The sequence below is a fragment of the Mucilaginibacter rubeus genome (assembly GCF_003286415.2).
In the GTDB taxonomy this organism is placed as follows: domain Bacteria; phylum Bacteroidota; class Bacteroidia; order Sphingobacteriales; family Sphingobacteriaceae; genus Mucilaginibacter; species Mucilaginibacter rubeus_A.
The window spans coordinates 2,628,620-2,642,804 of the sequence record NZ_CP043450.1; the positions used below are offsets into that span (position 1 = coordinate 2,628,620).

Below are 14,185 nucleotides of genomic sequence, written 5' to 3' on the forward strand. Positions count from 1 at the left end.
CGGCAGATATGCCTATCATAATATTTATGAACTTCTAAGTTATCAACCTAAAATAGCAACACCTAATTTCGGGCTCTATAAATTCAACGCAAACGTTTGCCAAGCGCAAAAATTTAAACTTCAAGTTTTTGCAGGCTGGCTTTTTCCCTTAGCTTATCAATAGCCCGGTTTCTTAGCTGCCTCACCCGCTCGGCACTAACGCCAAGCCTACTTCCGATTTCAGGAGCGGAGAGTTCGCTGTGCCCATCAAGCCCATAATGATAGAATATAACTGATCGCTCGGCCGTGTTTAGCTTGCCAAGTAACTCATCAAGTTGTTGTTTCAATTGAGAAGCTTCCAGAAAACTTTCAACTCCGGGTTCATCGCTGTTTAGGCGATCGAGTAAGCTATACCCGTCGTCGCCAGTTGTATCCGCCTTATCATATGAATGTGTAAAGGGGGCTACATACAGCGCTTCTTTTACTTTCCATTCGGCAGTTTCCAAAAAATCGGCTATTTCATCCTGGGCAGGTAGCCGTTCCAACCGTTGTTCTAAAACGCCGGTTGCCCTGTTAACATGAACAATCATATCCACCTGGTTAGCAGGCAGGCGGATCATCCGGGTTTTATCGAGTAATGCCTCCATGATGCGCTGCCTGATCCACCATACGGCATACGAAATGAACTTGAAGCCACGTGTTTCGTCAAACCGTTTAGCGGCTTCAAGCAAGCCTAAATTACCCTCACTAATCAGGTCGCCCATGGGCATGCCCTGGTGCTGATATTTTTTTGCCACCGAAACCACAAAACGCAGGTTAGCCTTTACAAGCTTATGCAAAGCCGATAAGTCGCCCTGCCTGATCTTTCCGGCTAATACAACTTCTTCCTCTGCATTAATTGTAGGCTCACGGGCAATGTCGCTGAAATACATCTCCAGCGAAGCAGCATCACGGGCGGTGATGGATTGGGTAATATTCAGGTCTCTCATTACAACCCTCGTTTAGCTCACAGTTGCAGTATTGCTATTATTCTTGTAAACCGGATCCAGATGCAGCAGCATGTCTGTAGTCATGGCCGCAAGATCATATTTCGGTAACCAGTTCCAATCGCGCGTCGCTGCATTGTCATCAACACCAGCCGGCCATGAGTTCGCGATAGACTGACGCTTATCGGCATCATAACTGATGGTAAAATCAGGTAAATGTTTTTGCAATTCGGTTGCAAGCTCAGCAGGTGTGAAACTTAAAGCGCCGATATTATAGGCACCACGTTCTTTCAGCGCTTCGGCCGGAGCACCCATCAGTTCAAGGGTTGCCCTCACGGCATCGTCCATGTACATCATAGGCAATGCAGTGTCGGGATTAAGGTAGCAATTGTAGCTTCCGTTCTGCAAAGCTTCGTGGAATATCGCCACCGCATAGTCGGTAGTACCGCCACCGGCCGGGGCACTGTAGCTAATTAATCCGGGATAACGGATACTGCGTACGTCAAGTCCGTAGTGCTCCCGGTAATAAGCACACCATTGTTCGCCAGCCTCTTTACTAATGCCATAAACTGTTTGCGGATCAAGCAAAGCATCCTGCGGACTGATTTTGCGCGCTGTTGATGGCCCAAACACGGCAATGCTGCTTGGCCAAAACACTTTATCCAATTTATGATCTTTAGCCACCTCCAATATATTCAGCAGGCTTTGCATATTCAGGTGCCAGGCCTTTAGTGGGGCTTCTTCTCCTTTTGCAGATAAAGTGGCTGCGAGATGATAGATCTGAGTTACGCCATAGGTAACAATGAGGTTCTCCAGCTCATCTTTGTCCAATACATTAAGTTGATGGTATGGACGGTTTGATTCGGATATTGCAGCGGCATCATGCAGGTCGGTAGCGATAACCTGTTTTCTGCCGTAAACGTTTCTTAAGGCGGCAACCAGTTCAGTACCGATCTGCCCGCGGGCACCGGTAACAAGGATTACCGGCGATGGTTGATTTTTATCGTGTTCCATAGTATTATGATGTAAAATTGTATATTCACAATCTCATAATCCATACGGAACATAAAAATTGGTTTTTGAAACCGAAAATACAATTCAAAACAGGTTTTGAAACTTTTGATAAATATTTGACGATTATCTTTTAGTTTTTGTAACTCTTATGCTTGATCAACTCGACGATACCGATATCCGCATACTTCAATTGCTACAGGAAAATGCCCGCCTTACCGGTCAGGAAATAGGTTTAAAACTCAATAAAACCACTACTCCTATTAATAACCGCATCCGCTCGTTGCAGGAACGGGGCTATATAAAAAAATACGTGGCAGTACTTGATCATGAAAAACTGGAGCTTGATTTCATGACCTTTACCCACGTACAATTGAAAGACCATAGCCAGCACAGTTTAAGCCATTTTGAAAATGAGATCATTAAGCTTCCGGAAGTGTTAGAGTGCTATCACCTTACAGGCGATTTTGACTTTATTTTAAAGGTTACAGTAAAAGACCGTAAGGAATATCACGATTTTTTGATGAACAGGCTTTTTGCCATCATAGCTATTGGTAAGGTGGAAACTAAATTGGTGATGAAAGCGGCAAAAACGGAGACCGCACTGCCAATCAGAAAGCATTGAAATACAATTATTAAAAATAACTCTCCGTTGATGCGACAAGCGTAAGCAGTTCAAGCTTAGGTTCAACTTCTAAATCGCTGGCTTCGAGCTCGGTCGCAAATTTATGAAACGATGACAGGCTCTGTAAAACCTGGTGCGCTTCCTCATTCTCCAACTGATCAAAATGCATGAACGTTTTGCCATCGGGCAGCAACCATGCTGTATATTTAATACCGGGGTGGTTTAAGGTTTTTAATTCTTCAACAATGGCAGCGATGTTACGTTGATTGGTGGCCGCGAACTCCGGGCGTGTGGTGTATTGTACTCTTACTACTTTCATATTATAAAGCTAAAGCATACACCATGAATGCCAAACAGGCAAATGTGCCAACAAACGGGGGGATTTGCGCCATATTATAACCAGCAATAGCTCTCCCACAGTATTAATTTTCGAGCGGTGCTGTTTTTCATTGTCATTGCTATGTTTAAAATATATAGAAACATTTCTATGTGTTAATATTATTATACCTTTGTATTATTAAGCTGATTAAGTAATCAGTAAAACAAAATAATGGACAATAAAAAAATAGAGAAAATATCCAGGGCGTTAAGCGATGCGAACAGGATAGCTATTTTACAGCAGTTTAAAAAGAAGAAGGATTGCCTTTACTGCGCAGAGGTAAATGATTTGCTTGATCTTACACAGCCTTCTGTATCGCATCACTTAAAACAATTAGTCGATGCCGATTTACTTTTGCCACAAAAAGAAGGCCGCAACCTTAAGTACGTACTGAACCAGGAAGTACTTGACGAGTACATTGCCTGCTTGAACGAATTAAAAAATTAGGCATCAGTTTCTTGAAGTACATGTGACCTTTTGATCAAAAATATCGAAACTTTTAAATATTTAAATATTTATACCTATGAATAAATCAATTTACATTATGGCCCTGGGTGCGTTTGGCATCATAACTACCGAGTTTGGGGTTATCGGCATCCTCCCCGATCTGGTAAAAGAATTTCATATATCAATTGACACGGCCGGATGGTTGTTGAGTGCCTTTGCCTTAACAGTGGCACTTGCAGGCCCGTTTACCAATATGCTTACTGCACGCCTTAACCGTAAATTTGTAATGTGCCTTGTATTGGGAATCTTCGTAATCTCCAATCTGTTATCGGCCGTAGCGCCAAACTTTACCGTACTCATGATAGCCCGCATATTGCCCGCTTTTTTGCACCCGGTATTCTGGGCGGTGTCTATGACAGCGGCAGCAAAGCAGGCAGGCCCGAAAGATGCGCCTAAGGCTATTTCGATAGTTATGGCCGGGTTGAGTGTAGCTACCGTGCTTGGGGTGCCCCTTACTACCTATATGGCCGATTTGTTTAGCTGGAGAGCATCATTTATTGGATCAGCCGTTGTTAACTTGCTTGCATTTGGCGCGTTAACGCTTTTTGCCCCTTCAATGCCTGTTAATGACGAACAGGCAAGCCCTAAAAGTCAATTGCAATTGCTACGGAATGTTCATTTATGGGTTAAGTTACTGGCTTCAACCATCATCCTGGCGGGTATGTTTGCCACCTATGGCTACCTTGCAGAATATCTGGATAAGGTATCGCGCATGAGCGGAGCACAAATCAGTATTATGCTGCTGGTGTTTGGTGGCACAGGTATAGCCGGGAACTGGTTAATGGGCATTGCGCTAAGTAAAAACGTAACGCTTACTGTTCGCCTGTTTTTACTTTCTTTAGTTGCAACGCATATATTGGCCTATCAGTTTGGCGGATATTTTATTCCCATGGTCGTTATCCTTTCAGTATGGGGTTTTATACATACCGGGGGATTCCTTGCGGCCAACATACAACTTACACACGGTATCGAGGAGCCTGCGCTTGATTTTGTAAACAGCCTGCTTCCCTCCTTTTTTAATGCCGGTATAACGCTGGGTACTTTATTGGGTGGTTTTGTTATTGCGCATTATGGTATTCACCAGGTAATCTGGATGACAGTGCCGTTGCTTCTGCTTGCATTTAGCATGAGCTTTATTAAATCAAATGTTGGCCAGAAAGCTACCTCCACAACTATTGAAGAACTACAGGAACCAGAACCTGTACAGGTAGCTATTTGCGAATAAGAGATAAACTCTATTACTAAACTGTTGGAATATAAAAACAAAAAGTCCCTGGATTAACCCAGGGACTTTTTTATCGTCTTTAATTTTTGAAAAGTTTAATATTAAATACCGTGAAATAACTGCCCGGATTGCCGTTACCTACAATGTTTCCTAAAAATCCTATCGATACTACTTGTGGCGATGCAAGCGTAAAAGTAAAAGTTTTTACCTCTCTTGAATTTGGGCTTGTACTGCCTACGTTGGCACCGTTAAACAAATTCACATATCCTAAAGCTGTTGAAAGGTTTGCGAGAACAGGTATTCCGTTCCCTCCTGCAGCAGCAACGCAATAAACCGATGAATTTGATTGCACTTCTGAATACGCGTCAAAGGAAACAATATAATTTCCGGCCGGTAATGGTGACGATGTGGCCTGATAAACAATACCGTTAACCACAGGTGTATTATTCCATGTTTCCCAGTTAATAGTGCCCCCGCCATCGGAGCTGTAACCGCCGTTAGTGCCGTTATCCTTATTCTTAGCTGCTGCGTTGGTTATCCATGGCGCGGCAAGCGTTCCCCAGCGTCCGTCAAAAGTATTTCTTTGGAAAGGCCCGGTGTTGGTAAGGTAAATACTGGTTACATCTGCTTTAACACTATGATCCTGGAAGTCTACGTAAAAAGTATCAATAGCTGTTTTATTGGGTTTAAACGCCGTACGATAATTAATTACGTCACCTGCCTTAAATTTAGGCAACGATGTGCTTAAGCCCGTCGGCACCGAAGTGATCAATGTATCATGTTGTTTGTTTGAGACATCAGTGTATTTGATCTCCATAGAAAGCAAGCCGTCATCGGCGTTAACATCGGCCCAATTAATTAAAGCCGATCCGTCTGCCTGGAGCTCGGCTTTGGCTATGCCGCGGTTAATGAGCGAACTTTGATACAAACTGCCATACACATTTCCCGCCAGGGTAACTGGAATGGATACATGCCCTTCATTGTCATAGGTACGGATCTCAAAGGTCATGATACCTTCCGGCAAATTAGGTATAAACAATTTCGCGGTGTCAACCCCGCTGGTACGTTTCACCGGCGTATCTACCGAATCCTGCTTACTGTTCCAGTATACCCTGTATTTTACAATTTTAGGGTCGGATGTAAAAAGGCCGGTGAGTAATACACGGTTCCTGCCTGAAAACACCTGTACCGAATCCAGTTTGCCCGGATATATAATTGGCCCGTTGGGCTCATATTTCTTTTTGAAATCATCCATTTTAGTGCAGGAGCTTATGATGAAGGCTGCCAGCATCAACAGATAGTATGATGTTATTTTATATAATTTCATGATGATAATAAATTGATAAATGCATCGGTTTTACTACTTCCCAAACAGGGTAAACTCACTGATGCTCATAAAGTACGAGCCTGTCCAGTTTCGTAAACTCCTGATCCTGATGTACCTGTAAGCACTCAATCCAGCCGGAAAGTCAAAACCCCAGCCGTCATGCGCGTAGTTATAGTCGGCAGCTGTTTCTGTGCCCGATGGCGATCCTGATGGTTTTACCACGTTACAGGTTAATAATTTTGTCCATGAAGCATCAAGCGCGCCGTTCACATTTGGCGAGTTTGAGCCCCAGATTTCAAAATCCCTTAAATTTCCACGAACATAGTACACATTACCAATTTCAATGAAAGGATTCATGATAAAACGGCTGAACACACGTTGCTTGCCTAAATCTATGGTCACCATTTGTGGACTGCCGGCACTCTCAACCGTAAAGAGACAGTTAGGCCAGCCGCCGGTAAAGTTGCCGTCAAAAATCTTGGTTACATCAGTATATGAATACAGGTTGGTAGCATCACCAGGCAACACATAAGCCGACCAGTCAAGTTTAGAAAACTGCTCTTCATAAAACGGTGTAAGTTTCATAAACAGCGTATCTGACTTATTTAAAAATCTATCGCGCACAAAAAACGCGTACTTACGTTCAACGGCAGGTTGCCCCCTTACCGCTGCCTTTATCAAAACACTGTTGCTGTAGATGTTATCCATACCCTTTGGTTGTACATATTGGCCATTGTTGGCAGTATCAACCATTGGCACAATGGCAAGATTGTCTTTGGCTTCATTATCGCAAGTCACGTTAAAACCGCCAAAGGTTGCGGTTACCTTAAGAGATCTGTAGGCAAGTAAATAAGGTGGTGTTAATGGAGTTACAGTAACATTTACCGGTGCCGATGCCTTCTCGCTTGAGTTAATCGCATATAGTTTCACGACGTGCGCAAGCGTATCGCCAAAACCATCAACAGTTAATGTATTGGTGTAATGTGAGGCTATTACCTCGCGTGTTTTACCCGGCGAAGTTTCATAAACGGCTTTCACATAAAAAAGGTCATTATCGCCGGGCAAAGTATACGTTAAAGTAGCCTCGCCGTTAAGGTTTTGCACCTGTACGTTGCTAACAACTCCCGGTGCATTGTTATTGGTTATAGTTGGTTTATTGAGTGATTCCTGCTTGCAGCCAGCCATTACTATCATCAATAGTAACGTGCAGAAAGCAGCTTGTAATTTCCTTGTTTCCATGTTAATGTTTTTAATGTTCAACATATTGTTGCTCGCTTTTACCAGTTAGGGTTTTGTACCAGGTTTTGATTAACCAGCAGGTCATTTTCCTGTATCGGCCATAAATAATCGCGCGGGATCACAAAGTGCCTTGAAAATATGGTGCGTTCACGATAATACAACTCAGGCGAATTTTCATTTATCGACCAGCCGGTTACGTTGCCATTAAGCTCAACCCCTGCGGTTTTCCAGCGTAACAAATCCCAGAAACGATGCCCTTCAAAGCAAAGTTCTACGCCACGCTCACGCTGAATAATTGAGCGCATGCCGTCTTTTGTCGTATACTTTGTTGGGTTGATACTAAAGTTTGACCACGAATCCTGAACAGTAGGCAGCCCTGCCCTGGCCCTGATCCTGTTTACGTAGGTATAAACATCGGCTACCGGGCCTTGTGCTTCGTTTAATGCCTCTGCATAAAGCAGGTAAAGGTCAGAAAGGCGCATTTCGGGCCATGGATAGTTAATATAGGTAACCGTTGCCCATTCATAGTGCCAGTTAAGCGCTTTTTTCATGTAGAAACCGGCAATAGGTATAGGCGAAGATTGTCCAACTTCGGCTCCACGGGCTTTCATCCACCAGGTATCTTCGTCGGTTTTGGTTGGGCTGTTGGCCATGTACCATACACCACGGTCAAACCCAAGGTCGGCATAGTAGCGTGGCTCCCTGTCAAAGTTGAGCCTTGCGGTTGTTTCGCCTTCTTTAATATTAAAGCGTTCAGCGTGTGTCCCAACGCGCAATTCCGCTATGTTGCTAAAATCAAGCGTTTTATCTTCGTTGATAGGCACGCCGTTTTTTGTATAGAACATTTTGGCCATCTTTATGGTAGGGCCAAGCAGTGGGCGGTTTGCCGATTTGGCAGCATCAGCATTGTTAAAGTCATACTGACCTGCACACATTGACTGGAAAAAGGAATTATAGTTGATATTGTTATCAGCCGTCAAACCCCAGATCAGCTCATCGTTCCATTTCTCGCTCATGGCATTCCTGATACTCATCTGCGTCATGGTAGTTTCACTTAGCGGAATGGTTGGCGTAGGAAATGTATACAGGTGAATATTTTGAGATTCGCAAAAATCAATGGCCGCTTTGCAGGCGTCGGCGGCACGTTGCCATTTTTCGGCACTGTAGGTTGAATTAAACAGCTGTTCCCCGTCTTTATTTTTAAAGGAATTATAGTCGGGGTTGCCGTTAAACAACGGGCTCGCAGCAGTTACCAGCAATTTTGCTTTCATACTCAAAGCCGCAGCTTTAGTAACACGGCCCAGTTCACTTCCTTCATTGCGGATGGTTAAAGGTAATTTTGCTGCTGCAAGATCATACAAACCGGCAATATAGGTCACCACTTCATCAACGGGGCGACGTTTTACTCTAACCTGATCAATGGGCGCATCGATAGGCAGGTTTTTATCAATAATGGGTATCGGCCCGTAAGCACGGAACAACTGGAAATGGTAAAACGCCTTTAAAAACTGTGCTTCGGCAATCCAGCGTTCACGGGTATCAATGTCAAGATCCCTTACTTTGGTTTGATCGCTTACGTTTTCAATAAAAACATTACAATCGCGGATAGCTTTATAATTTGCCGCTGCATCCCTGGTGCCATTCATATAGTTGGCAATCGGGTCTGATGAGTTTTGAAAGCCCCTTGGTAGTTGCAGTACGTTTGTAGACCGGATGTGATTTGCAGGGTCTTCTACCCAAACTTCGTCGCTGGCGGTCAAGCCTACGTTGTAGGTTGGGTCAGTTTCTGTTGGCAGGTATGAGTAGCAGGTAAACAGGTACTTTTCTGCTTCGGTTTTTGAAACAAAGGCATTGGCTATTGTTGATACGTTATCAGGAACAACATCCAAAAATGATTTTTTACAGGATGATACCGGCACAATCATTATTAAGGTCACCATGATAAGGGCGATATTTCCTTTAGGCGTGCTGCTTAATACTGAATGCTTAATTTTTTGTATAAAATTAGTTTTCATATAACTGATTTTGAAAGCTTTTAAAATTCTACCCTTAGGCCCACGTTAAATACTTTTTGAATTGGATAGCCCAATCCTGACGTTCCCATTTCCGGGTCCCAAAGTTTAAAGCTGCTTAAGGTTAGCAGGTTCAAACCGTTCAGGTAAATACGCGCGCTGTTTAAGTGCAGGCCTTTAAGCTGGCTTTTGTTGAAATTGTAACCCAACTCTGCCGATTTAAGGCGAACAAAGGATCCATTTCGTAGCCACCATGTTGAAGTTTGAGTATTGTTTCCCTGTATCTGGGTGCTTAAGCGCGGCCAGAAAGCGTACGGGTTGCGATTATCTTCCGACCAGTGGTCATTAGCTATGGTGCTTAACAGGCCACTTTGGTTACCAGAATTAAGTCCGTTGGTTTGCAAGCCATTTATCAGGTAAAAAGGCGAAATATCTGCAGAATTAATCACAAAAGATGAGCGTGCAGAACCCTGAAAAAATGCACTGATATCGAAGTTTTTATAGCCAAAAGAAAAGCCGAAACCATAGATAATCTCCGGCACAATCGGGTAACCGATAGGTACAACATCCGAGCTGGATATTTTGCCATCACCATTCATGTCGCGGTATTTGATATCACCGGCTTTGTAGTCGCCAAAGCTTTGTACTGGCGAGTTGGCAACATCTTTATCATCAATAAATAAGCGCTCGGCAATAAGACCGTAAATCTGGCTTAAAGAGTTGCCAACTTTGCTCAGATATTTAAGATTATCGCCATAAATAGGCTCCTCATTTTTTAACAATTTACTTTTAGAATAGGTAAGCGTACCGCGTGATTGGACCCAAAAGGAGTTGTTGAAGCTCTTTTTATAATCCATAGCGATATCAATACCCCTGCTTGATGACTTACCGGCGTTTGAGGATATATTGGCCTGTAAACCCATCGAAGTAGGTATAGTGCTACGCACCATCAGGATATTATCGCGCTTTTGCTGATAGGCATCTACGGTTAAGGTGAAGTTTTTAGCCACCGTTAAATCCATACCAATATTGGTTTGCCTTGATTGTTCCCAGGTGATATTCTGGTTTTCATAACGATAGGTTACTACCCCAGGCCTGCTATAGTTATAATTAGTACCAAACTGGCCATTTGAACCGTTGTTTAAGTTAACATCCGACAGATAAAAGAAACGGTCTGTTGCTGAACCTATCTGGTCATTACCTACTAAACCATAGGTAAACCTGAATTTCAAGTTGTCGATGGTTGATAGTAAAGGCTCAAAAAATTTCTCATTTGAAACAACCCAACCCGCGCCCACAGAAGGGAAGAAACCAAAACGGTGGTTGCTTGCAAAACGCTCAGAACCGTTATAACCGAAGTTGAACTCAACCAGGTAGCGGTTATCATAACCATAGGTAAACCTGCCGGATACACCCTGGTTACGCGATGGCAGCGACAGTTGAAGAGTTGGCGCATTGCCGGTAAGAAAATTACGCATAGTACCTATCAACAACCCACTAACAGCGTGTTTTTGGCCGAATGTGCGATTGTAATTTACTGCTGTTTCGATGTAGGTAATGGAGTTGGAAATATTTGCTGCCGGATTTTGATTGTAGGTAAGATATTCGGTTGGCGTTGGGCCTATGCTTCCCGACGAACCGTCGTTAAGCAGCGTTAACCCATTGAATTGCCCGTTAAGTATATTTGACTGGTAGTAATAAGGACTATATTGACGCGAAACTGTGAAGTATGAATATCGCGTGGTATACGCCATGGCACGTGCCGACAGGCCCTGAGTAATAAAATCAAGCTTTTGGCTTAAATTTAATTGCGCGGTTAAAGTACTGGTATTTGAACTTTGAAAACCAGACAAAGACTGCGCATAAGGGTTTACGTACAATCCGCCGCTTGGGATAATGGCATTACCAAAAAGCGGGTGATTTACGTAAGGAAGCAAATTGCCTGGGTAAATGGCCGGAAACGCAACTGGGTTGCTCCAAAGGGCATTCAAAAAAGTAAAACCGCCGCCGCCAACAGGCCCATGATAGCTATCAAACTGACCTTTTAAACTTACAACAGCCTCGGTGGTTTTTGTAAGATTTAAAGTGGTATTTGATAAAATAGAATATGATTGCAGTTTAATATTATTGCTAAAATTATTCAGGCTGTTTTCAGCGAGGTTGCCATTATCTATATTATAGGTCATGGCCAGGTAGTACTTGGCTTTTTCCGATCCACCGCTGGCGTTCATGTTGAAGCGCTGATTGCTGGTTTTGTTTTTTATCAACTGTTTGATCCAGTTGTTATTAGGGTAAAGCAGCGGATCATCGCCTTTAGCCGTATGATCTATTTTGTTTTGAGAATAAGGTAAAGCGCCAAGCGGGTTACGGGTTAACACGGCTTCGTTGGCCAATGTCATGTAGGTGATGTTGTCAGCAAGATCAATGTTTTTAATATTTGACGAAGTTGAATTTTCACCGCGAATATTAAACTTAACAGCGCCAACATCCCCACGCTTGGTAGTTACCAGGATTACGCCATTGGCACCCCTCGCACCATATAACGATGAAGCGGTAGCATCCTTTAGTACCGAAAAACCCGAGATATCATCCGGCTGAAGTCTCGCCAGATCGGTAGTACCTGATTCTATACCGTCGATCAATATCAACGGGTCAACTTTACCTGCACCAAAAGTGCCTACACCCCTGATAAAGAACTGGGCATTATCAGCACCCGGTTCACCGCTTCGCTGATAGGAGATCATGCCGGGCACAACACCCGCAAGCATGGTGGTAAGGTTACTTGACGGACCTTTTAGTTGTTTTGGGTTTACTGTTGTGATTGAGCTTACCAGACTTGTTTTTTTTTGAGTGCCGTAAGCAACAACGGCAACTTCTTCAAGTGCGTTTTTGTCGGCCCCCATTTGTACGTCAATTTTATAAACGCCCGCCGCTGATAAGGGATAATTTGAAAGGTCAAACTCCTGTGATTTTGAGCCTACAAACGAAAAAACGATGATTGAGCTCCCTCCTTCTTTTAAATTAAGGGTGTACCGACCATCCACGTCAGATTGTGTGCCATTCATGGTTCCTTTAACTTTAACACTTACGCCCGGTAAAGTGAGGCCCTTATCATCGGTGACAACGCCCTGAACTTTTTTGGGTACGACAGCTTTTGCCGGTTCTTTTTTCTGTGGGGCTACAACAGGTACAGGTTCGTTTTTTTCAATTACTATGAGCTGGTCACGCACTACATAGTTGAGGTCCTTCCCTTTTAAAAGCACGCCGAATACTTCTTTTAACTCGGCTTTCTTAAAATCTACGGAAACAAGCTCTTTGTCATTCAACAAATTGTTACTGTAAAAAACAGTCAGGCCAGTTTGCTTTTTGATTGATTTAAATACTTCAGCTAAACCGATGTTAGCCTTTTTGAGTGTTATTGGCCCCGTTGCCTGTGCCTGTACAGCACTGTACCGGGTTACCAATAAAAGAAAAATAAAGGGCAGTATAAGCCGCCGGCTGAATAAAATTCTCTCCATATTATTGGGTTTATGATTTGGTTTTCTTTAAGACCGCATCCTGACGAAACGGGTGAACGGGAACAGGAAAAAATGTATTTTTTTTATTACATAGGCGTCAATTATCAATAATTCAATGAGTTATAGTTGAATGAAATTCAATTATTAAGGCAAGGGCTTCCCAATCTGATTAAAAAACCAGGCATTAAATGCTACAGAAAACAAGTGGTGAATTAACTGAGGCTGCTAAACTACCTGATGTGCAAAACTCCTTCCCTCAAAACGGCGGTAACACCGGCAGATGCCTTGATATTCTGAATAAAAACATCAACCGGTTTATTCTTTTGAATAGCGCCGCTAAAAGCTTCATCGGCCTTGGCCGGATCATCAAAAACAACTTTGACATCAAACCACCGAAGCAGTACATCACTTATATCATGGAGTTTGGTATCGTGGAAATAATAAATATCGTTCATCCAGGCCAGTTCAACCGCAGAATCAAAAGGTTGCGAGGTAAATCCTGTAACCGGCGTGTAAACAGCCTGATAGCCTGGCTGTAAAAGCATTTTTCGTTTATCCTGGCCGCTTGTTGATACCGAACCCTCCACCAATGAAGTCACTGTTTTATCGGTCTGATAAGTGTTTACATTAAACTCGGTACCTAAAACCCTTACATCAGTTTGGTCTGTATGTACAATGAATGGTCGGGCGGCGTTTTTAGCTACTTTAAAAAAGGCTTCCCCGGTCAAATATACCTCCCTCGTTTTACCTGAAAATGCAAAAGGAAAGCGCAGGCTTGATACTGAATTTAACCAAACCTCGGTACCATCTGATAGTACTATCCGGTAATTTAATTTTGAAGGAATAACAAGCGTACTCCATTCAGCCGTTTTATTATTATCAAGCTGATAACTTAACCCGTTAGCTCCTTTCTTTAAATGCGCGAAAGGTACATTAATCATCTTTTTGCTTGTATCCGAAAGATCGATATGTTGTCCGTTAGCCATCCGGAGTTCGATGGCCGGAGCTTTGATATCCCTTTTTGCAGCAACAGTCTCATTAACGGGCATTTTTCGCCAGTAATACCCGGCAGTAAAAGCAATACATAACAAAGCAGCCATAGATAGCCATTTTGTGATCTGTATCCGACGGGTGTTGATCGGCCTAACTTGTTTTATTTCCGTCTCAATTTTATCCCAGGCTTTATTTTCATCAATATTGTCAAAAAAGCCTTGAGCTTTATCTGAAGATAGTTTCTGCTGCATTTCATCCCACAGCTGCTTAACCTGGGGATCATTTTGTATAGCCTCGTTAAGCAAACGGCTTTCTTCCTCGCTTATCGTGCCCGCTATTTGCTCAATTATTAGTTCCTGAAAATACGCTTTATTGTATGTCATT

At 43.1% G+C, this 14,185-nt stretch carries 11 protein-coding genes; 3 read left to right on the forward strand and 8 right to left on the reverse strand.

Annotation, left to right across the window (positions count from 1 at the left end; all coding sequences use genetic code 11):
- Positions 1-113: 113 nt before the first annotated feature.
- Together DEO27_RS10715 and DEO27_RS10720 are read right to left on the reverse strand one after the other, a co-directional pair.
- Positions 114-968 (reverse strand): RNA polymerase sigma factor RpoD/SigA, encoded by an 855-nt coding sequence (locus DEO27_RS10715; protein WP_112566610.1) that lies wholly within the window; start codon positions 966-968, stop codon positions 114-116.
- 12 nt (positions 969-980) lie between these two features.
- Positions 981-1,979 carry an NAD-dependent epimerase/dehydratase family protein gene (locus DEO27_RS10720; RefSeq protein WP_112566607.1) on the reverse strand — a complete coding sequence of 333 codons (999 nt, stop codon included), beginning with the start codon at positions 1,977-1,979 and terminating at the stop codon, positions 981-983.
- A 148-nt stretch (positions 1,980-2,127) separates the two neighbouring features.
- Between DEO27_RS10720 and DEO27_RS10725 the strand changes: the two genes are divergently transcribed.
- Positions 2,128-2,601, forward strand: a complete 474-nt coding sequence (locus DEO27_RS10725) for an Lrp/AsnC family transcriptional regulator (RefSeq protein ID WP_112566604.1) — start codon at positions 2,128-2,130, stop codon at positions 2,599-2,601.
- Between the two features lie 10 nt (positions 2,602-2,611).
- Here DEO27_RS10725 and DEO27_RS10730 read toward each other — a convergent pair whose 3' ends face one another.
- Positions 2,612-2,920: a hypothetical protein gene (locus tag DEO27_RS10730; protein WP_112566601.1), complete on the reverse strand. Its 309-nt coding sequence runs from the start codon at positions 2,918-2,920 to the stop codon at positions 2,612-2,614.
- A gap of 231 nt (positions 2,921-3,151) precedes the next feature.
- Here DEO27_RS10730 and DEO27_RS10735 point away from each other — a divergent pair, with 231 nt between their 5' ends.
- Both DEO27_RS10735 and DEO27_RS10740 read left to right on the forward strand, forming a co-directional pair.
- Positions 3,152-3,427 carry an ArsR/SmtB family transcription factor gene (locus tag DEO27_RS10735; RefSeq protein WP_112566598.1) on the forward strand — a complete coding sequence of 92 codons (276 nt, stop codon included), beginning with the start codon at positions 3,152-3,154 and terminating at the stop codon, positions 3,425-3,427.
- 76 nt (positions 3,428-3,503) lie between these two features.
- On the forward strand, positions 3,504-4,712 hold the full coding sequence (locus tag DEO27_RS10740; protein WP_112566595.1) for an MFS transporter: 1,209 nt from the start codon (positions 3,504-3,506) through the stop codon (positions 4,710-4,712).
- Between the two features lie 79 nt (positions 4,713-4,791).
- On the opposite strand, the gene DEO27_RS10745 is transcribed toward DEO27_RS10740, so the two are convergent.
- From DEO27_RS10745 to DEO27_RS10765, 5 genes are all read right to left on the reverse strand, one after another.
- Positions 4,792-6,039: a DUF4998 domain-containing protein gene (locus DEO27_RS10745; protein WP_112566592.1), complete on the reverse strand. Its 1,248-nt coding sequence runs from the start codon at positions 6,037-6,039 to the stop codon at positions 4,792-4,794.
- A gap of 33 nt (positions 6,040-6,072) precedes the next feature.
- On the reverse strand, positions 6,073-7,278 hold the full coding sequence (locus tag DEO27_RS10750; protein ID WP_112566589.1) for a DUF5000 domain-containing lipoprotein: 1,206 nt from the start codon (positions 7,276-7,278) through the stop codon (positions 6,073-6,075).
- A 38-nt stretch (positions 7,279-7,316) separates the two neighbouring features.
- Entirely contained in the window at positions 7,317-9,293 is a 1,977-nt protein-coding gene (locus DEO27_RS10755) for a RagB/SusD family nutrient uptake outer membrane protein (protein ID WP_112566586.1), read from the reverse strand.
- Between the two features lie 20 nt (positions 9,294-9,313).
- Positions 9,314-12,808, reverse strand: coding sequence for a TonB-dependent receptor (locus DEO27_RS10760; protein ID WP_112566583.1), 3,495 nt, complete (start codon positions 12,806-12,808; stop codon positions 9,314-9,316).
- Positions 12,809-13,038: 230 nt separating this feature from the next.
- Complete coding sequence (locus DEO27_RS10765; protein WP_112566580.1) at positions 13,039-14,184, reverse strand: FecR family protein; 1,146 nt, start codon at positions 14,182-14,184, stop codon at positions 13,039-13,041.
- Position 14,185: the final 1 nt, after the last annotated feature.

Bases quoted from the DNA above. Each gene is read 5' to 3' on its own strand.
- DEO27_RS10715 (WP_112566610.1), bottom strand. From the start codon at position 968: ATGAGAGACCTGAATATTACCCAATCCATCACCGCCCGTGATGCTGCT.
- DEO27_RS10720 (WP_112566607.1), bottom strand. From the start codon at position 1,979: ATGGAACACGATAAAAATCAACCATCGCCGGTAATCCTTGTTACCGGT.
- DEO27_RS10725 (WP_112566604.1), top strand. From the start codon at position 2,128: ATGCTTGATCAACTCGACGATACCGATATCCGCATACTTCAATTGCTA.
- DEO27_RS10730 (WP_112566601.1), bottom strand. From the start codon at position 2,920: ATGAAAGTAGTAAGAGTACAATACACCACACGCCCGGAGTTCGCGGCC.
- DEO27_RS10735 (WP_112566598.1), top strand. From the start codon at position 3,152: ATGGACAATAAAAAAATAGAGAAAATATCCAGGGCGTTAAGCGATGCG.
- DEO27_RS10740 (WP_112566595.1), top strand. From the start codon at position 3,504: ATGAATAAATCAATTTACATTATGGCCCTGGGTGCGTTTGGCATCATA.
- DEO27_RS10745 (WP_112566592.1), bottom strand. From the start codon at position 6,039: ATGAAATTATATAAAATAACATCATACTATCTGTTGATGCTGGCAGCC.
- DEO27_RS10750 (WP_112566589.1), bottom strand. From the start codon at position 7,278: ATGGAAACAAGGAAATTACAAGCTGCTTTCTGCACGTTACTATTGATG.
- DEO27_RS10755 (WP_112566586.1), bottom strand. From the start codon at position 9,293: ATGAAAACTAATTTTATACAAAAAATTAAGCATTCAGTATTAAGCAGC.
- DEO27_RS10760 (WP_112566583.1), bottom strand. From the start codon at position 12,808: ATGGAGAGAATTTTATTCAGCCGGCGGCTTATACTGCCCTTTATTTTT.
- DEO27_RS10765 (WP_112566580.1), bottom strand. From the start codon at position 14,184: ATGACATACAATAAAGCGTATTTTCAGGAACTAATAATTGAGCAAATA.